Raw genomic sequence first — 18717 nt, forward strand, 5'->3', positions numbered from 1 at the left:
CCCGTGCGTCGCCCTAGCTTCTCCGATCAGCGCCTGAAGTTCCGTTATTACACACAGCAAATCGCGCCGCGTTGGTTTCTTAGTGATGTGCACTTCTAACTCCACATTGCAGCGCGACGGCTTCGCCGCGCCTGAATTCAGGCGTTGGTGAACAATGCAAAAGCTACTCGGCGCACTTCTGGTTGCCCCACTTATTGGTCTGTGTGGTTGCGTCCCTTCGCCTTTTTACGAATCTCCTCGCGTCAATGGTCGAGTGGTAGCCGCAGACACCAATATACCTATAGAGGGGGCCCGTGCGTTTCTAGAAGAGTATCCGGAGCATCAAGCAACTACGGATGATCGAGGAATGTTCTATCTTGATTCGTTGTCCAAATACCATTGGTGTTTTCTGTTGCCAGATGCCTGTTTGCCGTTTTGGCAAAAAGGCACTCTGTCTGTTGATTTTCCGGGATTTCGTGCGGCAAGAATTGAATTTGGTACGTCAATAGAAAATAGATCCGATAGTGTTGAATTGACCATACTGCTTGATAAAGAGTAGATCCCCAACAATACGTTCGTGCGCGACCGTCAAAAATGCTGCGCATTTTTCCCGGCCCCACAACTCATTCGTTAGACCGCACGTTCATTGTTTCTTTGGAGGCAGCATGCGTAGTTTCATCGTTAAAACACTTGGCATCTCTGTGTGCGCAGCACTGATTGGATGTGCATCGCCGACCGGCGGTGGCGTGACTTCGGCCAGCCAGGTTCCTTTTACTGCAGCAAAAACCAAAGATGGTCGCGAGTACTTCATTGTTCAGTGCACAAACGCACTGCAATGCGCAATAGCTGCTGATGCATTCTGTCCGCCTAAAACCCCTCTCAAGTGGCTTGATCCATTTGAGAATGAGAGCTCAACCCCAGCGTTCTATCGCGATCAGAGCCCACAAGGCGGCCATGCCCGAATCGTTTGCAAGCTCCAATCATAGCGATGGTGCGGTCTAACTCTTTCGTCGAGAGGGACCGCCCAACAGCTACGCTGTTGGGTTCCCTCCGCGCTTCGCGCTCCGGCTGCCCCTCACTTCCACGTTAGGCATATCGAAATGGACGCCCGTGCGCTTGTTGTTCACCTTGAGTCGCCGCTCTCGGCTTTCGCACCAAGCGAGGCAAGCGCCCGCGACGTTGTTCTTGCCGGACTCAATTGGCCTACTGAGTACTGGGCTGCTTTAGCGGTCGGATGGCTGGAGCAAGGAGCGCCAGTTGACTCTGAAATTGCCTCTGCACTTCAAGCTCTTGCTGAAAAGAAGCACTACTCGCAGGGTGTTCGTCATCGGGCATTTGCAATTGCTCGCCGTTTCGAAAAGGGGGCGCCGTAAATGCCTAACATTGCGGTCAAGGCCGCTCCCTCCGGTCGCTGGACGCTGCGCGATAAAGCGCCGCGCAGCGCCCCTTACCTAAAACGTTAGAGCTATAAAAACCAATGAGCATTAAACAATTACAAGAAGTCTTAATACCACCTGATGAAGCGATCGAGTCAGGTAAGGGGCAAGAATGGGGAAAAATTACCTCTAAATTTGGGGCTCCCTTACCAACTGACTATATGCAATTTGTTGAGCTGTATGGTTCTGGTGAAATTGGCGGTTGGCTTACTGTTTTTAATCCATTCAGTAAAAATCCTAATATTTCACTACTTGAGCAATTCTTTTGTGTCTTATCAAGCATTAGTGAAATAAAAAAGGAATTTCCTGAATCATGCCCATATCCACTTTTATTTGAGCCTGGTGGGTTACTTCCTTGGGGCATAAGCATTGATGGAGACATTTATTGCTGGTCAACAAGTGGAAGCAGTGGCAAATGGAAAATAGTTATTATTGGCAGGCACTCCGAACCTGAAGAGTTCCAATATTCATTTTCTGAGTTTTTGTCAGAGGCTATTAAAGGAAATGTCGAGTCATACACTATTCCACAGGAATGGAAAAATAGTCAGGTTAACTTTGTTTCATATCAGCTCTAACAATTTGTTCAAGTCGTTCGCTTCGCTCACTGGGACGCTCCGCCGCGATGCGGCTCCGCGCCCCTTAACAATGCGTTGGGCGTCAAAATGATCCGATACTTCCTTGCGCTCCTATCGTGTTGCTTCAGCCTCATCGCATATGGGGAAAATTACCAAACAATTTTGGTCGACGAAGCCCATATTGGTTTCTCTCGCCCGGATAACTCCGATCCACCGCCGTATGTAATTTCACCTGGTCCGGCCGTCATTGTCCTCGCGTCCAATTATGCAATTGAAGTGCCAAAGGAGTTTGGTGTAACGGCTCCAAACTCAATTCACCTTGTAATGGGAAATAATCAAAAATACAAAGTTGCGTGGCGTGGAAATGGTAATCGCCATGAATTGTCGAAAAGCACGCTAAGGCCGCTCCCAGGTTCTATTCCATTTCGAGGGTTTCGCTCTGGTGACACCGCGATCATTGCTATCGGCTTTGACCATACTGGCATTACGCCAGGTAAAGACAATGTCCTTTCCGCAATGTGGCTTGGCATGATCAAAGTCCAATGAGTCCGACGCCCAACATTACGCTCCAGCCGACCGTCAAAAAGCTGCGCTTTTTGCCGTCGGCTGAGCTAGCACGTTAGACACCTCTATTTCTACCCGGAGAGCCGCTATGGGTCTATTCAACTTCGGCAAAAAGAAGTCTCAAGAAAATGCCGCCACCACGAAAAAATCTGGCATATACGGCGAGGACTCGTGGTCAATTGGAGAAGCAAAAGTCGATGGCTTGCCAATCATCATTCGTACCAGAACCTCGCTGCCATCTGTTCCAGACAGGCAAATCTACGAAAATCTCATTCTGATTTCGTGGACTTATCAAAGCGATCAGTCCGGCATGCCTCCGAAAGACGTAAATTTACAAACCCAACACTTCGAGGACGCACTGGAGGTTGCCCTAGAGGCAAAGGGCATTGGCATTCAGGCGGCATGTATCACCGGCAAAGGTTCGAAAGAATGGCGTTACTACACTTACGACAAAGACGAATTCATGTCGAAGCTTAATACAGGGTTGGCTGGCCACCCTGTATATCCCTTGGACATCAAGTTCTTTGTCGACCCAGACTGGAACGCTTTAGCCGAGTTGGCACCCGGTGTCTAACATTCCGGTCAAGGCCGCTCCCTTCGGTCGCTGGACGCTGCGCGATAAAGCTCCGCGCAGCGCCCCTTACCTTCAACGTTATGGGCTGCGGGGTCAGGTCTTGAAATACGACATCCCGATCTGCGCAGTAGATCAGTTTGACCAGTGGTTCGAGTACGGAAATGTTGGATTTCAAGACTGACCCCAATGCCGAATGCTTTCCGTCCGACCGGCGCCTCCGTTTCGGCGATACTGACCAACCCCCTCGCCGCTATACAACCCGATTGGCGGCGTTCGACATCACAGGAGAGAAGCTTGGCGAATCTCAAGGTCTCTGAAATCAAGGCTTTCGTTCCGTCGAAGGATTTCGAGGTTTCCAAGCAGTTCTACAAGGATCTCGGTTTCACCATGGCGTCGGACGGCGACGGCATTGCCTACTTTCACTTTGGGCATGTCAGCTTCTTGCTCCAGGACTTCTGCGCAGAGGCGCTTGCGGAGAATTTCATGATGCATATCCTCGTCGAGGATGTGGACGCGTGGTGGAATCATGTCCACGAGAGTGGCGTGCTTTCAAAGTACGGGGTCAGCGTCACCGACCTGGCTGAGCAGCCCTGGAAAATGCGGGATTTTTGCCTGTTTGACCCATCGGGCGTTCTTTGGCGAATTGGCCAGAATACAGACTAGTCGCGGAGCGACGCTGGCGCAGGGCGCGTCAGCAAAGCGCTTCCGCCAAGCGGCGGCACTTCTATCACCTCAAGCTGCGGAATGCGCTTCGCGCTTCTGCCCTGCACAGTCCCCTACCGACTCTGGGTCGGCAGGGGGTTTTTCTTTCGGGCGCCGGGCGATGAACGCTCGATGAACGCGGACTTCAGACGCTGTTCAAGTCCACCCGACGAGAATGCATTCACGGCTGGCGCATCGGCATCACGGATCGCCAGGCAGGCACCACGTCATCACGACAATGCGCGCATCGCGCCAAAGGAGCTCATCATGAAATTCCGCCAGACTGCATTTTCCCGCGAACTTCTCGCCGTCGTCACCGGCACCATGCTGGCCGTGGCCACGGTCGCCTTCTTTACCCTGCCCTACAGCATCGCACCGAGCATCGTGCTGCAACACCTGACCTGACCGCAGGTGTGCCGCTGCAGCCGTGTCCGCTGGCCATTGCGGCGCGCGTCTGGTGGACGGACAGGGACCGCGCGCGGCATTCCCGCGACAAGAGCTCAAACGGTGTCAGCGTTGCTGGCGTCAGTTCAATCTACGCCCAGGGTTCCGGGGTTTCTCATCTAGTCGAGCCGGAACCCGACCTTCAGCTTGACCTGAAAATGCGCAATCTTGCCGTCCACAATGTGGCCACGCGACTCGATGACTTCGAACCAGTCGAGATGATCGACGGTTTCAGCTGCGCGGGCGATGGCATTGCGAATGGCGTCGTCAGTGCTGGTCGCGGACGAGCCGGCCAGCTCGATGATCTTGTAAACATGCGCGCTCATGGCGGTCTCCTGGGTCGTGGGTGTGTCTGAACCCAGTATAGGTAGCCATGCCGGGGGTTGCCGTACGGCGCCGATATTGCACCCGACTGCGGCACTTTGGCGAAAATCGGCTGTCTTTCATTGAGCCACGCGCTAGCATCCGGGCCGGATCGACATCCCAACCGCGCCGCGCACAACAAAAACAGATAACGCGCGCAATGCTGCCCGCGCCCTTCAAGGAAGCACCATGCTGGAAAAACTGGGCCAGGATGCACTCATCATCTGGGCCACCATCGACCCGATCGGCACGATGGCGCTATTTACCGGCCTCACCGCGCACCTGTCGGCCGAGAACCGTCGGCGAACCGCGTACAAGACCGTGCTCTACGCGGGCGCAGTGCTGCTCGGCTCCATTGTCATCGGACAGCTGATTCTCAACGCCATGGGCATCCGTCTCGCGTCCTTCCAGCTCGGCGGCGGCATCATCCTGTTTCTCTTTGGGCTGAAGATGATCTTCGGCGCCGACACGCCCTCGCCGCGGCAAGAGCCCGAGCACGACATCGCCGTATTCCCCCTGGCCATTCCGGCCACCGCCACGCCCGGCGCGATCCTCGCGGTCATTCTTCTGACGGACAACCATGTCCACCCGATCCCGGTGCAGATCGGCACGGCGCTGATCACCATCGCCATCCTCGGAGTCACCTTGCTCTTGCTGCTGATGTCGACCCGGATCATCAAGGTCATTGGCGTGAGTGGCGCCTCGATCCTGACCCGCGTGATGGGCATGATCCTCGCCGCCTTCTCAGTCGAACTCGCCATGAACGCGCTCGGCATCGGCCAATGGATCTCGCCGCCTCAGTAAGCGCATTGCCCCAACAAACCGCCAGCCACACAAGGAAGAGCCCATGCCAAGCGCGTCAACATTCTGGGACCGGATTGCCGAACGCTACGCCAGACAGCCGATCGTTGACGAAGCGGCGTATCAAAAAAAACTGCAGCTCACCCGCGAGCATTTCACGCCCGACATGCACGTGCTCGAATTCGGCTGCGGCACCGGATCGACCGCGCTGGCCCATGCGCCGTATGTCGCGCATATCCACGCCATCGACATCTCACCAAAGATGCTCGACATCGCCCGGCAAAAAGCGGCCGCGGCTCACATCGACAATGTCACCTTCGAACTCGCAAACATCGACACGCTGGACGAGACCGGTCCGCGCTTCGACGCTGTCATGGGACACAGCATTCTGCATTTGCTCGACAACAAGGATGCGGCCATCGCCAAGGTCTACCGCCTACTCACACCGGGCGGCGTGTTTGTCAGCAGCACCATGTGCCTGGGCGACTCGCTCAAAATGCGGGTCATCAAAGCCTTCGTGTCTGTCGGCGCCGTCTTTGGCCTCCTGCCCCGGCTGCGCGCATTCACCCAAAAGGCGCTACTCGACAGCTTTCGCAAGGCCGGATTTGAAATCGCACATCACTGGCAGCCCAAGGCCAACCGCGGCGTATTCATCATCGCCAGAAAGCCCGCCGAAACCGTACCCCCCTGACGCCTGACCGGGATACGCAAGCGCCGCAGGGTTCCTGGCCTACAATGACGGCACGCCGTTTCCACCGCCCTCACAGAACTCCCACCGCATGCGTATCACCGCCTTCGACCGCCTTGCCTGCCCCCTGGACGGCGCCCCTTTGCAGCGCGACGGCGCCGCATGGCGCTGCGCCGACGGGCATAGTTTCGACATCGCCAGCCAGGGCTATGTCCATCTGTTGCCGGTGCAGCAAAAACGCTCGCGCGACCCCGGCGACAGCAAAGCCATGGTGGCCGCCCGGCGCCGCTTCCTGAATGCCGGCCACTATCAGCCAATCGCCGAAGCGGTGAGCCGGGCGACACTGCTCGACCTACCCGCCGAAGGCGCAAGCTGCCTGGATGCAGGCTGCGGCGAAGGCTACTACCTGCGCCAGCTTGCCGCCGCGGCGAACGACGAGCACACACTGTCCGTTCTCGGGCTCGACATCTCGAAATGGGCCACCCTCTCGGCCGCCAGGCAGGATGCATGCCCCGCCTGGGTGGTCGGCAGCAACGCGAAACTGCCGGTCTTGTCGGCCACGCTAGACCGGGTGCTGTGCCTGTTCGGCTTTCCGATGTATGCCGAGTTTGCCCGCGTGCTCAAACCAGGCGGCGTGCTGTTGCAAGTCGACGCCGGCCCCGAGCATCTGCGTGAACTGCGCGAAATCATCTACCCGAGCCTGAAGCCTGAGCGTGCCAGCGAGGCGCCAGCGCCGGACGGTTTTACCGCCCTGCCCACTGAGACCGTCCGTTTTCCGCTGAGCATTTCAGGCGCCGATGCAATCGCCGATCTGCTGGTGATGACGCCGCATTTCTACCGTGCAAACGCCGAAGGCCGCGCAAAAGCAGCGGCCCTCACGGCGCTCGATGTCACGGTAGACGTTCGATTGACTCGCTACCTGCGCGACTAGACCGCACGCCCGCCGCACCGCTATTTGAGCGAAAACACCACCCGGCTGCTCGGCCCCGCGTCCTTGTCCTGCGCTTTCCGGGCCGATGGCGTGACCATGAAAACCCGCTCGGCGCTGATCTTGCCTACCCCCACCAGCCAATCACGCACCGCCTGCGCACGCGCCTTGCCGAGGGCGGCCAGGTCGGCCTCACTCACCGGCGCGTTCTTGAGCATCAGCGCACGCATCTGATCGGCCGGAATCGATTTGGTCAGGCCGACGAAGTTGCGCGGCTTGCCTTCGAAGTCAGCCTCATCGTAGGCCTCGGTGAGCAGTTCTTCGCGACGATCGGCAGGGATCTCGATGTCCTCCAACGCAGGCGGCGTCTTGCCGGCATCGAGCAAGGCCTCGCGCTGGCGGTCGCGCATCCGGTTGAGGATCCACTGCTCGCGCAGGCCCGGCTCGTCGCGGGCGGGGTCGACCTGACCGGTCAGCTCAATCTTGAGCGCGGGGCGCTCGGTGAGCGCCTTGGCGAGCGATTCGAGCTTCTTGGTGGTCTCGGCCGACAGGCGATGCGTGCCAGGCGCAAACTCCGCATAGGCCAGATCTTCGCCGCCACCAAACACCGATCCGAGCAAGGCAAAGGGTGAGGTCACCGCCTTGACGATGAGGTTGAAAAATGCCCGCCACACCAACCCGGCCACACTGAACTGCGGATCGTCGAGCGTACCGCTGACCGGAATCGACAGGTCGATCTCGCCCTTGCTGTTTTTCAGCAAGGCCACCGCCAGATGCACCGGCAAGCTGACCGCGTCGGGGCTGTCAACCGCATCGCCAAAGGTCAGCTGATCGAGCAGGATCTTGTTTTCGGCGGTGAGCTTGCGGTCGGTGATTTGATAAGTCAGGTCGGCTGACAGCTTGCCCTTGGCAATGCCGTAACCGACATATTTGCCCGAGTAGGGCGACACCGTGGGCAGTTCGAAACCACGCATGGTGGCAACGATGTCGAGGTAGCGGTCTTCACGCAAGGGGTTGAGCTGGCCGGTGATGGTGACCGGCGCGGCATGGTCGATGGCAGCGGTGAGCGACAGCGTGGCCACGCTGGTCGGGTCGGACGACAGGCCTTCGAGCGTGCCGGCAACCTCGGTCAGATTGGCGTCGTAATTGGGCCGCACGAAACGATCGGCAAAGGCGACATTGCCCTTCTCAAGCACGATCCGGTCGATGCGGATCGGCGGCAGCGCCGGCGATGGTGGCGCGACCGTGGCCGTCGCGACCGGCTCGGCCGCAGCCGCCGACGAGGCCCCGCCATCGAACTCACCCGGCATCACTGACGATGAGGTGACAGCCGTGGGCGCCACGGCCTGGGCGGCAGCCGCCTGTTGGCTGTCTTTTTCGGCCGCCGTCATTTCGCGGAAGTTCAAGCGGCCTTCGGCGCTGAGCACCAGTCGCGAGAAGAAGTCACTCAAGGTGATCTCGGTCGCCGACAGCGACAGCGGATCGGTGCGCACATCGAGCCCGTCGACCGCCAGCCGCTTCCAGGTGAGCACATCGGTGTTGGCACGGGTATCGACCGCGATCAGATCGGTGATGGCGGCATCGCCCCGAAAACGCACCGGTGGCGTGCTCTGCCCCGCGGCGGCCCCCACGCTGAGTTGCCCGCCCAGCGACAGATTGGCCGAACGCAGGCTCGCCTCGATGCCTTCGGTCGCATAGGCCTCGAAGGCGCGCAGCGGCAAGTGCTTGACGTCCAGACGCATGTTCACCGCCAGCGAGGCGAGGTCGACCTTGCCCTTGGCCGCGACATAGCCGCCTTTGTTGACCACCGCGCTGAGCGTGAGCGGCACCGGCTGGCTCAGATCGGTGCCCAGCGCCCCCACCGACAACTCGGTGCGCTCGATGTCGACCACCACCGGCGTCCGCACGGCGCGGTCTTCAAAACGGACATCCCAGCCACTGAGATCGGTTTGCGCGAGACGCACTTTCCAGGCCGGTTCGGCAGGCGTTGTCGCCTCTGGCTCGGCCGACGGCGGCACGATCCGGGCAAGGTCGATGCTGCCATCGCGCGCGCGGCGCAGGCTCACATTGCCGCCCGTGCTGCCGATCCGCGCGACGGTCACATTGCGCGCTGCCGTATCCAGTGCAACGCCCGAGACCTTCAGCGACGCCACCTGGACCGAGGGCTTCTTTTGCGCGTCGAGCTGTAGCGCCAGCTTGGCCAGATCGAGCTGCCCCTTCGCCACGCGAAGCCCGGCCGCGTCGAATTCGTAGGGCAGGCTGACGCCCACCGTGCCACCCGTGAGCTTCGCGCCGACCAGCTGGTTCGCGTAGTACGGCGCGTAGTGCGTCAGTGGCAGACCGCTGAGCGTCAGCGTGCCCGAGGCACGCACTGGCGCAATGGCCAGCTGCCCCTCATGCGTAATCTGCTCGCCGGCCTCACTGCGCGCCGCAACGGTCAGTTGAGCGTTCTGCGTGCCATCGGTGACAAAACCGCTGAGGCCTACGTCGATATCCTTGAGCGTGGTCTCGAAGGGCCCGGCCGGCGCGGCTGCGTCACTGAAATGAAACTGAGCACCGCTCACCTGAAATTGTTCGACCGCCACACGGAACGCCGTCTCCGATGTCTGAGTCTCCGGTGTCCGGGCCTCCGGTGCGGCCGGCATCAGTTGCAGCACGTCAAGCGAACCATCGGCCAACCGACGCAGATGGATGACCGGCTGCTCCACCAGAACACGATCAATTTTCAGTGACCGGCCGAACACGTCGAGCAGACCAATCGCTACGTCGACTTTCGGCAGGGTGATGACCGGGCGGTCATCCCGATGCTGAACCTCCAGCGCCGCGAGCGTTGCCACGCCCGCCAGCGTCAGGCGCGGCCCCTGCCCCTTGGGATCCGAAAACGCCAGTTCGAGCTGCGTACTGAGCGCGCCAGATAGCAACTTGAAAGCCGGCTCGAAAGGCAGATACGCCATGTAGGGCGTGACATCGAGCGCATCGAGCTCGATGTCGAACACCGTCTCGAGATCCTCGCCAAAGGGCCGCGTATGGCCCTCGAGCCGGAAGGCGGTGTCATCGACCCGCGCCGACAGCGCCGGCTGCACATGCCGTTCAACCTCGGCCGGAAAGCCCGAAATGAAGGGCACGCCAACGGTCAGCTCGCGCACCGTGTGCTTGACACCCACGAGGCGGTCTTCGATATCCAGCGCGCCACCGGATATCTCAATATTGTTGATCGAGAACCGGGTCGGTCCCTCGGCCTCATCAGACGGTGACGACGCCGACTGCGCAAAGCGCGCAATCACGTCCGACCAGTTGTGCTGCGTTTCATCCACGCGCACCAGGCGCAGCGACGGCGCATCGATACTCAGCCGCGAAAACACCAGCCCCCAGTACGCCAGCGACCGCCATTGCAGATCGGTGTCGATCCGGCCGATACGCGCGGCGTCGGGCGTGCCATCCGCCTCGGCCACCGCCAGACCCGACAGCGACAGACTCAAGCTGAACGGATTGAAACGCATCTCGTCGAGCGTGACCTGCCGCCCAAGTTGCTCGCTGGCCAGCTTCGGCAACTGCCATTTGACCAGCGCCGGCAGCCCGAAAAAACCCGCCAGCGCATACACCGCCAAGGCGATGACAATACGCAACGCCCAAAGCTGGATGCGGGACTTCCGGTTCGTCGTCGGTGCCTCAGACTCGCTCATGCGCGCCCTCCTCGATCAACAACCAGCTTACCAGCGCTTGCCGCGCCCGCGCACGCGTCGATGATTGCAATACGTGTCAGCTGCGTCAGGCCGGTGGCCGGCAAAGTCGCCTCGAAAACCATCCCACCCGTGTCCTTGCGCCGCAGCGGTTGCTACATTCATCTGCACTACGGCGGGTAGAATGACCCACTTACCAATGGTTTGGGCATTCTCATGAGCGCTGAAGTTGATTACACAAACAACCCGTTGCACGGCGTTGGTTTAAAACAATTGCTGACCGAAATCGTCGACCACTACGGTTTTGAACTTCTCTATGCCTATTTGAATATCAATTGCTTCAACAAGAATCCCGGCATTGATTCCAGTGTGAAATTTCTCAAGAAAACGGACTGGGCGCGCGAGAAAGTCGAGGCCTTCTATTTATATCAATTCAAGAGCCTGCCCCGCGCCTCTGACGCGCAGTTTGAATTACCCCCCAGAGAGCGCGTGATTCCACTGGACCAAACCCCCGGCGAGCCCGCTGAATTGAGCTTTGAAGACGCCGAGCGCCTGGCCGAGAAGCGCGCCAGGAAAGCGGCCTTGCGAAACGATCGCTTCTGATTCAAACCGGATGGACGCTCACGGCGCATGTCGCTTGGGCGAAGGACGAAAGCCCAACACTCGGCGCGCAATGTTTGCTCCGCCGATGTTGGGCTTCGCTGCGCTCAAACCAACCTACATGGTATCGCCGTGCGTTTCCAGGAGGCCGGCTTGGGCCAAATCCCGCCGCCCGTTCGCCTCGGCACTCGATTCACGTGCCGCTCAAACCAGTAACACCTCGCCCGGCGTTACCGACCCAGCACACTCGTCAGCCACTGCTCAACATCGCGGATCTCTTCCATCACGATGCCGTGCTCAACGAAATAGGTTTGCCAGGTGATCGGGTAGCCCGCGGCCGTGAGCTGGGCAAAAGACTGCAAGGCGAAGTCGTGGGGGATCACGCCATCGTCGCGGCCGTGGGCCATGAAGATGGGCACATCACGATTGGCCTCGCTGGCCTCATCCTTCAAGGTCTCGGCCAGCGGCAGATACGTCGACAGCGCGAGCACGCCGGCCAGGCGTTTGGGGTGGCGCAGCGCGGTGTGCAGGGCGATGGCGCCGCCCTGCGAGAAGCCGGCGAGCACGATGCGCTCGTCGGGAATGCCGCGGGCGTTTTCGCGGGCGATGAGGGCCTCGATCTGCACGGCAGATTCGTGCACACCAGCCGCGTCTTCGCGGCGTTTGGAAAAATCCTGCGCAACGATGTCGTACCAGGCGCGCATCACATAGCCGCCGTTGATGGTCACCGGGCGCATGGGCGCATGCGGGAAGACGAAGCGGGTGGGCGGCAACGCGGCTTCGTCGAAGGCGTCGACCACCGGCTCGAAGTCATGCCCGTCGGCGCCCAGGCCGTGCAGCCAGATCACGGCATGGGTGGGTTGGGGGCCGGTTTCGATTTCAACGCAGGGCAGCAATTCGGCAGACATCGGGACTCCGCAATCAGGTCAAAGGCACAGGCGTGTCACATTACACGAGGCCGGCCGATCATGTCGGCGAGGTCCGCGGTCAAGTTTGATCCGGCCATGCCAATGAAAAACGCCCGGCACGGGCCGGGCGTTTTCTTGACATCGATTGCGACTCAGAGGCTGGAGACAAACACCACCAGCACGCCGATCGGTGCAACAAAGCGAACGACCAGATTCCACAGGGCGAAGCCGCCACTGCTCAGGTTCAACTCGTCACGCACGCTGTCGCGGTCCAGGCACCAACCGACGAACAGCACGGCACCGAGGGCGGTCAGCGGCAGCAGGAACTTGCTGGTCAGCTTGTCGAGCAGGTCGAAGATGTTGTTGCCGAAGATCAGCACATCGCTCCACACGTTGAAGGACAGCAGCGCCGCAATACCCAGCGCCCAGATCACGGCACTGGCCAGCAGCGTAGCGCCGACCCGGCCCAGGGGGGTGCGTTCCTGCAGCAGCTCGACGGACGGCTCGAGCAGCGAAATGGCCGAGGTCAGCGCGGCGAAGGTCAGCAACAGGAAGAACATGCCAGCCAGAATCACCCCGCCGGTGATCTTGCCAAACACCAGCGGCAGCGTGACGAAGATCAGGCCCGGGCCGGCGGCCGGGTCGAGACCGTTGGCGAACACGATCGGGAAGATCGCCAGTCCGGCACCGAGCGCGATCACGGTATCCATGATGGCAACGGTACGCGCGGCGCGCAGCAGGTCGACCTTTTCGCCCAGGTAGGAGCCGTAGGCGATCATCACGCCCATACCGAGCGACAGCGTGAAGAAGGCGTGGCCGAGGGCGGCCAGCACGACTTCGCCGGTGAGCTTGGAGAAGTCCGGGGCAAACAGGTACTCCAACGCACGGCCGAAACCATCGGAGGCCGCACCGTAGCCGACCATCAGCGCCAGCAGCACGCCGAGGGCCGGCATCAGGATCTTGGAGGCGCGCTCCAGACCACCCGCCACACCCATGGCGACCACCCCTGCGGTCAGCGCCATGAAGGCGGTGTGCCAGATGGTGAGCGAACCGGGGTCGCCGAGCATGCCGGAGAAGGCGGCGCCGGCGGCATCCTTATCCATGCCGGTGAAGCCACCACTCATGGCGTCAATCAGGTAAGACAGCGCCCAACCACCAATCACGCTGTAGAAGGACAGAATCAGGAAGCCGGCCAGAGTGCCGCTGACACCGACCATGACCCAGCCCTTGCTGCGGCCATTGGCCGCGGCCAGATCGGCCATGGTGTTGATCGGGTTTTTCTGACCACGACGACCAATCATCCACTCGGCCACGATGATCGGCAGACCGATCATGGCGATGCAGATCAGGTAGACCGCCACAAACGCGGCGCCGCCGCTCTGGCCGACCATGTAGGGGAACTTCCAGATATTGCCCAGACCCACCGCGGAACCGACCGCGGCGAGCATGAAACCCATGCGCGACGACCACTGACCGTGGCCTTGTTTGAGTGCTGACATGCGTGCTGTCTCCATCCTTGATTAACAATTCGGCTCTCCGCGCACGCCCTGCTTGGCGCGGAAAAATTCGGCCGGATCACTCTTCTATGTATGTGATGTCGCGATCCGGCGTGTGCTGACTCAGCGCTTGAAGCGACTTTCGGCCAGTGCGTCGGCCACTTCTCCCGTCGGACGCTGTTCGGTGCTGGCACGCTCGAAAATTTCGAGCAGCGTGCCGTAAATGCCTTCGACATGGGCCAGCAGCGCGGCGCGGTCGAAGCCGGTGCGCTCGTAGTACACGTCGATGATGCCGCCGGCGTTGATGACGTAGTCCGGCGCATAAAGAATGCCGCGACGCATCAGCTCGGAGCCATGACGGGCTTCGGCCAGCTGGTTGTTGGAGGCGCCGGCCACGATGCGGGCCTTCAGTTGCGGGATGGTCTGGTCATTGATGACCGCGCCCAGCGCGCAGGGGGCAAACACGTCGACGTCCTGACCGTAGATCGCGTCCGGGGCCACCACGACCGCACCCAGCTCGGCTTCGGCACGGCTCAGGTTGTCCTGGTGGATGTCGGTCACCCACAGCTTGGCGCCGGCCGCGTGCAGCTGCTGGGCCAGATCGAAACCGACGTTGCCCACGCCTTGCACAGCCACGCGAACGCCGTCCAGCGAATCGCGACCGAGCTGAGCCTTGACCGCGGCCTTGATGCCCACGAACGTCCCCAGGGCGGTCGCCGGCGACGGGTCGCCGCTACGCGTGCCGCCGCCATCGGTCGGCTTGTCGACGATGCCGGCCACGTGCGCAGTGCGCTCGGCCAGGTATTTCATGTCGGCCACGCTGGTGCCCGAATCTTCGGCGGCAATGTAGCGGCCGTTGAGGTTGTTCAGCGCGCGGGCAAAGGCGTCGAGCAGCGCCGGGGACTTGTCGGTGCGCGGGTTGCCGATGATCACCGACTTGCCGCCGCCGAGCTTGAGGCCGGCCAGAGCCGACTTGTAGGTCATGCCACGCGACAGGCGCAGTACGTCGTGAATCGCCTCTTCCTCGCTGGCGTAGGGCCACATGCGGCAACCGCCGAGGGCCGGGCCGAGATTGGAATTGTGAACGGCGATGATGGCTTTCAGGCCGCTGGCATCGTCACTAACGAACACGACCTGTTCATGGTCGGCGAAATCGCGCAGGGAAAATACGGACATGCTGTGTCTCCTTCCTTCTTGGTATGGGCACCCCTCACGGATACCCGAATGGATGCAGCACGCCCGCCGCCGTCTCTTGTGGCGACTTGGGCGAGCGTGCTGCGGGTTTTAAACGACTTAGGCGGTAGCCTTGGGTATGTGGCGCAGCACCTGAGCGTCACCCAGCGTGCTCTTGCCTTCGAAGCGCGCGATCAGCGTTTTCTGCTGATTGCGGGCATGCTCGACATAGCGCTCACGCACATGGCCGAAACCACGCATCTGCTCGGGCAGGCTGGCCAGTTCGACCGCCGTTTCGTGGTTGCTCGGCTTGAGGCCGGCCAGCACGGTGGCAATCAGCGCCTCGTACTCGGTGATCAACGCACGGTCCAGCTTGCGATCAGCACTGCGCGCGAAGGGGTCGAGTGCGCCGCCACGCAGATGCTTGAAGCGGGCCATCAAGCGCATGGCCTTGAGCATCCACGGGCCATAGGCACGCTTCTTCAGGTGACCGGTCGCGGCGTCCTTGTCGGCGAGCAGCGGCGGGGCCAGATGGAAGACCAGCTTGTAGTCGCCTTCGAACTGATCTTCGACGCGCTGCAGGAAATCGCTGTCGGTGTACAGACGCGCCACTTCGTACTCATCCTTGTAGGCGAGCAGCTTGTAGTAGCCACGTGCCACGGCTTCGGTCAGCAGGGTGATGCCCGGCGACACGGCCTCTTCGGCCTTGCGCACCTTGTTCACCAGCGCCATGTAGCGTTCGGCGTAGGCGGCGTCCTGATAGGCGGTGAGCTGCTCTTTGCGACGCGCAATCACCTGATCGACCGTGGTCGACAGCGTGTGGTGCGCCGGTACATGCGCCGGCTGGGCGGCTTTGGCCACCACGGCCATATCCACCGCGGCCGCACGGCCCCACTGGAAGGCGGTGATGTTGGCCTTGACCGCGGCCCCGTTGATCTCGATGGCGCGGATGATGGCGTCACGGGTCAGCGGCACCAGGCCTTTCTGCCAGGCGTAGCCGAGCATGAACAGGTTGGTGGCAATCGCATCCCCCATGATCGCCGTGGCCAGGCGCGAGGCATCCAGGAAGTCTACCTTGTCCGCGCCGACGGCCTCGGCGATACGGGCTTCCATCCCGTCTTGCGGGAACTGCGGGTCCGGATTTTTCTGCACATCGCCACTACGTGCCTGAGCGGCAAAGCCGCGCACGAAGTCGCTGGTGTTGCTCTTGTCGCTGTTGATGACCACGCGGGTGTGCTCGCTGCGCATCTTGGCGATGGAGTCGTCAGAGGCGGCCACCACCAGATCGCAACCGATCACGGCATTGGCTTCGCCAGCGGCCACTCGCGCTGCGTAGAGCGACTCGGGCTTGTCGGCGATGCGTACATGCGAGAACACCGCGCCGCCCTTCTGGGCCAGACCGGCCATGTCGAGTACCGACACGCCCTTGCCTTCGAGGTGAGCGGCCATACCGAGCAGCGCACCGATGGTCACCACGCCGGTGCCACCGACGCCGGTAATCAGCATGCCCCACGGCGCCACCGTACCCGGCAGCGTCGGCTCAGGCAGATTGGCGAACAGGGTCTCGGTCGGCGTGGCGGCCTTGCCCTTCTTGAGCGAGCCGCCTTCGATGGTGACAAAGCTCGGGCAGAAGCCCTTGATGCAGGAAAAGTCCTTGTTGCAGGCGGACTGGTCGATGGTGCGCTTGCGACCGAATTCGGTCTCGACCGGCATCACCGACATGCAGTTGGATTTCTCCGAGCAGTCGCCGCAGCCTTCGCAGACCAGGTCGTTGATGACCACACGCTTGGCGGGGTCCGGGAAGGTACCGCGCTTGCGACGACGACGCTTTTCGGCGGCGCAGGTCTGGTCGTAAATGATCGCGCTGGTGCCGGAGACTTCGCGCAACTCGCGCTGCACGGCATCGAGCTCGTCACGATGACGGATCGGGGTATGCGCCGGCAGGCCGACATCGCCGGCGTACTTTTCGGGCTCGTCGGTCACCACCACCAGGTTGTGGATGCCTTCGGCAGCGATCTGGCGGGCGATGATCGGCACGCTCAATTGACCGTCGTGCGGCTGGCCGCCGGTCATGGCAACCGCGTCGTTGTAGAGAATCTTGTAGGTGATGTTCACACCCGCGGCGATCGACTGGCGGATCGCCAGCAGGCCGGAGTGCATATAGGTGCCGTCACCCAGGTTGGCAAACACATGCCTGGTGTCGGTAAACGGTGCCTGACCGACCCAGGGCACACCCTCGCCGCCCATCTGGCAGAAGGTCTGCGTCGACTCGGGCGACAGCCAGGTGGCCATGTAGTGGCAACCAATACCGGCCAGCGCCTTGGAGCCCTCGGGCACCTTGGTGGACGAGTTGTGCGGGCAGCCCGAACAATAGTGCGGAATGCGGGCGATGGCGCGGTTCGGCTTGGCCAGCGCGGCTTCCTTGGCTTCGAGGAAGGCCAGACGCGCGGCGATGCGGTCGGAGGTGTAGTGGCGGGCGATGCGTGCGGCGATGACACGGGCAATCATGGCCGGGGTCAGCTCACCAGCGGCCGGCAGCAGCCATTCGCTGTGCGGCAGCGACCACTCGCCTTTCTCGTCGAACTTGCCGATCACGCGCGGGCGGGCCGACTCGCTCCAGTTGTAGAGCTCTTCCTTGATCTGGTATTCGAGGAACTGGCGCTTCTCTTCGATCACCAGAATCTCTTCCAGCCCCTCGGCAAACTCGCGCACGCCTTCGGCTTCGAGCGGCCAGACCATGCCGACCTTGTACAGGCGCAGGCCGATCTTGGCGGCCACGGCGTCGTCGATGCCCAGGTCTTCCAGCGCCTGGCGCACATCGAGGTAGCTCTTGCCGCTGGTGACAATACCCAGACGCGGCGTCGGGCTGTCGATCACGATCTTGTTCAGTTTGTTGGCGCGGCAGTAGGCCAGCGCGGCGTACAGCTTGTGATGGAGCAGGCGCTTTTCCTGCACCAGCGGAGGATCGGGCCAGCGGATGTTGAGGCCGTCGGCCGGGATCGGAAAATCGGTCGGGATGATGGTCTCGACCGCGAAGGGATCGACGTTCACCGAGGCGGAGGTCTCGACGGTATCTGCCAGGGCCTTGAAGGCCACCCAACAGCCGGAGTAACGCGACATGGCAAAACCGTGAATGCCCATGTCCAGGTATTCCTGGATGTCGGCCGGGGCCAGCACCGGCATCATCAGCGCCTTGAACACATGCTCGGTCTGGTGCGGCAGCGTCGAGGACTTGGCCGCGTGGTCGTCACCGGCAATCGCCAGCACGCCGCCGAACTTCGAGGTGCCCGCCGCGTTGGCATGGCGGAACACATCGCCGGTGCGATCGACGCCCGGGCCCTTGCCGTACCACATGGCAAACACGCCGTCGTACTTGGCGCTCGGGTCGAGGTTGACCTGCTGGGTGCCCCACACCGCGGTGGCGGCGAGGTCTTCGTTGATACCGGCCTGGAACTTGATGTGGTTCGGTTCGAGGAATTTCTTCGCCCGCCAGAACTCGTGGTCCACGTTACCCAGCGGCGATCCGCGGTAACCGCTGACAAAACCGGCGGTGTTCAGCCCGGCGCGCTCATCACGCGCGCGTTGCAACATCGGCAGGCGCACCAGCGCCTGGGTGCCATTCAAATAGACGCGCCCGCTGGGCAGCGTATATTTGTCGTTCAGGGTCACTGCTCGCAGTGCGCTCGCTTCTGCATCCTTGTGGGGTGCGTTCATAGACCGTCTCCTCCATTGTGTGGTTTGGCCTTGTTTCGCCGAATGATAGGAAACGTTTGCGCTATCGTAAAATCACAAGAATTCTATTTAGG

The 18717-nt window shown here is 61.1% G+C and carries 18 protein-coding genes; 12 read left to right on the forward strand and 6 right to left on the reverse strand.

Going from position 1 to position 18717, the window contains the following annotated elements:
* Window positions 1-154 precede the first annotated feature (154 nt).
* From FHP91_RS16970 to FHP91_RS21190, 8 genes are all read left to right on the forward strand, one after another.
* Window positions 155-538: a hypothetical protein gene (locus tag FHP91_RS16970; RefSeq protein ID WP_144310719.1), complete on the forward strand. Its 384-nt coding sequence runs from the start codon at window positions 155-157 to the stop codon at window positions 536-538.
* A gap of 106 nt (window positions 539-644) precedes the next feature.
* Window positions 645-965: a hypothetical protein gene (locus FHP91_RS16975; RefSeq protein ID WP_144310720.1), complete on the forward strand. Its 321-nt coding sequence runs from the start codon at window positions 645-647 to the stop codon at window positions 963-965.
* A 114-nt stretch (window positions 966-1079) separates the two neighbouring features.
* Entirely contained in the window at window positions 1080-1352 is a 273-nt protein-coding gene (locus FHP91_RS16980) for a hypothetical protein (RefSeq protein ID WP_144310721.1), read from the forward strand.
* A 104-nt stretch (window positions 1353-1456) separates the two neighbouring features.
* Window positions 1457-1990 (forward strand): SMI1/KNR4 family protein, encoded by a 534-nt coding sequence (locus tag FHP91_RS16985; RefSeq protein ID WP_144310722.1) that lies wholly within the window; start codon window positions 1457-1459, stop codon window positions 1988-1990.
* A gap of 87 nt (window positions 1991-2077) precedes the next feature.
* Complete coding sequence (locus FHP91_RS16990; RefSeq protein ID WP_144310723.1) at window positions 2078-2536, forward strand: hypothetical protein; 459 nt, start codon at window positions 2078-2080, stop codon at window positions 2534-2536.
* Between the two features lie 106 nt (window positions 2537-2642).
* On the forward strand, window positions 2643-3128 hold the full coding sequence (locus tag FHP91_RS16995) for a DUF695 domain-containing protein (protein ID WP_144310724.1): 486 nt from the start codon (window positions 2643-2645) through the stop codon (window positions 3126-3128).
* A 294-nt stretch (window positions 3129-3422) separates the two neighbouring features.
* Window positions 3423-3791: a VOC family protein gene (locus tag FHP91_RS17000; protein ID WP_144310725.1), complete on the forward strand. Its 369-nt coding sequence runs from the start codon at window positions 3423-3425 to the stop codon at window positions 3789-3791.
* A gap of 306 nt (window positions 3792-4097) precedes the next feature.
* On the forward strand, window positions 4098-4235 hold the full coding sequence (locus FHP91_RS21190) for a hypothetical protein (protein WP_186301602.1): 138 nt from the start codon (window positions 4098-4100) through the stop codon (window positions 4233-4235).
* 158 nt (window positions 4236-4393) lie between these two features.
* Here the strand turns inward: FHP91_RS21190 and FHP91_RS17005 are convergent, their stop codons facing one another.
* Window positions 4394-4600 (reverse strand): dodecin, encoded by a 207-nt coding sequence (locus FHP91_RS17005; RefSeq protein ID WP_144310726.1) that lies wholly within the window; start codon window positions 4598-4600, stop codon window positions 4394-4396.
* Window positions 4601-4826: 226 nt separating this feature from the next.
* On the opposite strand from FHP91_RS17005, the gene FHP91_RS17010 reads away from it, so the two are divergent.
* From FHP91_RS17010 to FHP91_RS17020, 3 genes are all read left to right on the forward strand, one after another.
* The gene (locus FHP91_RS17010; RefSeq protein WP_144310727.1) at window positions 4827-5441 is read left to right on the forward strand and encodes a MarC family protein; all 615 of its coding nucleotides are present in this window, start codon (window positions 4827-4829) and stop codon (window positions 5439-5441) included.
* Window positions 5442-5484: 43 nt separating this feature from the next.
* Window positions 5485-6129, forward strand: coding sequence for a class I SAM-dependent methyltransferase (locus tag FHP91_RS17015; RefSeq protein WP_144310728.1), 645 nt, complete (start codon window positions 5485-5487; stop codon window positions 6127-6129).
* An 88-nt stretch (window positions 6130-6217) separates the two neighbouring features.
* The gene (locus FHP91_RS17020) at window positions 6218-7057 is read left to right on the forward strand and encodes a putative RNA methyltransferase (RefSeq protein ID WP_144310729.1); all 840 of its coding nucleotides are present in this window, start codon (window positions 6218-6220) and stop codon (window positions 7055-7057) included.
* Window positions 7058-7077: 20 nt separating this feature from the next.
* Here FHP91_RS17020 and FHP91_RS17025 read toward each other — a convergent pair whose 3' ends face one another.
* On the reverse strand, window positions 7078-10737 hold the full coding sequence (locus tag FHP91_RS17025) for a DUF748 domain-containing protein (RefSeq protein ID WP_144310730.1): 3660 nt from the start codon (window positions 10735-10737) through the stop codon (window positions 7078-7080).
* A gap of 213 nt (window positions 10738-10950) precedes the next feature.
* Here FHP91_RS17025 and FHP91_RS21670 point away from each other — a divergent pair, with 213 nt between their 5' ends.
* Window positions 10951-11337, forward strand: coding sequence for a VF530 family protein (locus FHP91_RS21670; RefSeq protein WP_144310731.1), 387 nt, complete (start codon window positions 10951-10953; stop codon window positions 11335-11337).
* Between the two features lie 227 nt (window positions 11338-11564).
* Here the strand turns inward: FHP91_RS21670 and FHP91_RS17035 are convergent, their stop codons facing one another.
* From FHP91_RS17035 to FHP91_RS17050, 4 genes are all read right to left on the reverse strand, one after another.
* Entirely contained in the window at window positions 11565-12242 is a 678-nt protein-coding gene (locus FHP91_RS17035) for an alpha/beta hydrolase (protein ID WP_144310732.1), read from the reverse strand.
* A gap of 152 nt (window positions 12243-12394) precedes the next feature.
* Complete coding sequence (locus FHP91_RS17040) at window positions 12395-13741, reverse strand: sodium-dependent transporter (RefSeq protein ID WP_144310733.1); 1347 nt, start codon at window positions 13739-13741, stop codon at window positions 12395-12397.
* Window positions 13742-13861: 120 nt separating this feature from the next.
* Window positions 13862-14914 (reverse strand): Glu/Leu/Phe/Val dehydrogenase dimerization domain-containing protein, encoded by a 1053-nt coding sequence (locus tag FHP91_RS17045; protein WP_144310734.1) that lies wholly within the window; start codon window positions 14912-14914, stop codon window positions 13862-13864.
* 117 nt (window positions 14915-15031) lie between these two features.
* Window positions 15032-18625 (reverse strand): indolepyruvate ferredoxin oxidoreductase family protein, encoded by a 3594-nt coding sequence (locus FHP91_RS17050; RefSeq protein ID WP_144310735.1) that lies wholly within the window; start codon window positions 18623-18625, stop codon window positions 15032-15034.
* Between the last annotated feature and the right edge of the window lie 92 nt (window positions 18626-18717).

The sequence above is a fragment of the Denitromonas halophila genome (assembly GCF_007625155.1).
GTDB lineage: Bacteria > Pseudomonadota > Gammaproteobacteria > Burkholderiales > Rhodocyclaceae > Nitrogeniibacter > Nitrogeniibacter halophilus.

Excerpts from the sequence above, each read along its gene's own strand:
- FHP91_RS17005 (WP_144310726.1), bottom strand. The coding sequence starts at position 4,600 with ATGAGCGCGCATGTTTACAAGATCATCGAGCTGGCCGGCTCGTCCGCG.
- FHP91_RS21190 (WP_186301602.1), top strand. The coding sequence starts at position 4,098 with ATGAAATTCCGCCAGACTGCATTTTCCCGCGAACTTCTCGCCGTCGTC.
- FHP91_RS17040 (WP_144310733.1), bottom strand. The coding sequence starts at position 13,741 with ATGTCAGCACTCAAACAAGGCCACGGTCAGTGGTCGTCGCGCATGGGT.
- FHP91_RS16980 (WP_144310721.1), top strand. The coding sequence starts at position 1,080 with ATGGACGCCCGTGCGCTTGTTGTTCACCTTGAGTCGCCGCTCTCGGCT.
- FHP91_RS21670 (WP_144310731.1), top strand. The coding sequence starts at position 10,951 with ATGAGCGCTGAAGTTGATTACACAAACAACCCGTTGCACGGCGTTGGT.
- FHP91_RS16985 (WP_144310722.1), top strand. The coding sequence starts at position 1,457 with ATGAGCATTAAACAATTACAAGAAGTCTTAATACCACCTGATGAAGCG.
- FHP91_RS17020 (WP_144310729.1), top strand. The coding sequence starts at position 6,218 with ATGCGTATCACCGCCTTCGACCGCCTTGCCTGCCCCCTGGACGGCGCC.
- FHP91_RS17025 (WP_144310730.1), bottom strand. The coding sequence starts at position 10,737 with ATGAGCGAGTCTGAGGCACCGACGACGAACCGGAAGTCCCGCATCCAG.
- FHP91_RS16995 (WP_144310724.1), top strand. The coding sequence starts at position 2,643 with ATGGGTCTATTCAACTTCGGCAAAAAGAAGTCTCAAGAAAATGCCGCC.
- FHP91_RS17050 (WP_144310735.1), bottom strand. The coding sequence starts at position 18,625 with ATGAACGCACCCCACAAGGATGCAGAAGCGAGCGCACTGCGAGCAGTG.
- FHP91_RS16990 (WP_144310723.1), top strand. The coding sequence starts at position 2,078 with ATGATCCGATACTTCCTTGCGCTCCTATCGTGTTGCTTCAGCCTCATC.
- FHP91_RS17035 (WP_144310732.1), bottom strand. The coding sequence starts at position 12,242 with ATGTCTGCCGAATTGCTGCCCTGCGTTGAAATCGAAACCGGCCCCCAA.
- FHP91_RS17045 (WP_144310734.1), bottom strand. The coding sequence starts at position 14,914 with ATGTCCGTATTTTCCCTGCGCGATTTCGCCGACCATGAACAGGTCGTG.
- FHP91_RS16975 (WP_144310720.1), top strand. The coding sequence starts at position 645 with ATGCGTAGTTTCATCGTTAAAACACTTGGCATCTCTGTGTGCGCAGCA.
- FHP91_RS17010 (WP_144310727.1), top strand. The coding sequence starts at position 4,827 with ATGCTGGAAAAACTGGGCCAGGATGCACTCATCATCTGGGCCACCATC.
- FHP91_RS16970 (WP_144310719.1), top strand. The coding sequence starts at position 155 with ATGCAAAAGCTACTCGGCGCACTTCTGGTTGCCCCACTTATTGGTCTG.
- FHP91_RS17015 (WP_144310728.1), top strand. The coding sequence starts at position 5,485 with ATGCCAAGCGCGTCAACATTCTGGGACCGGATTGCCGAACGCTACGCC.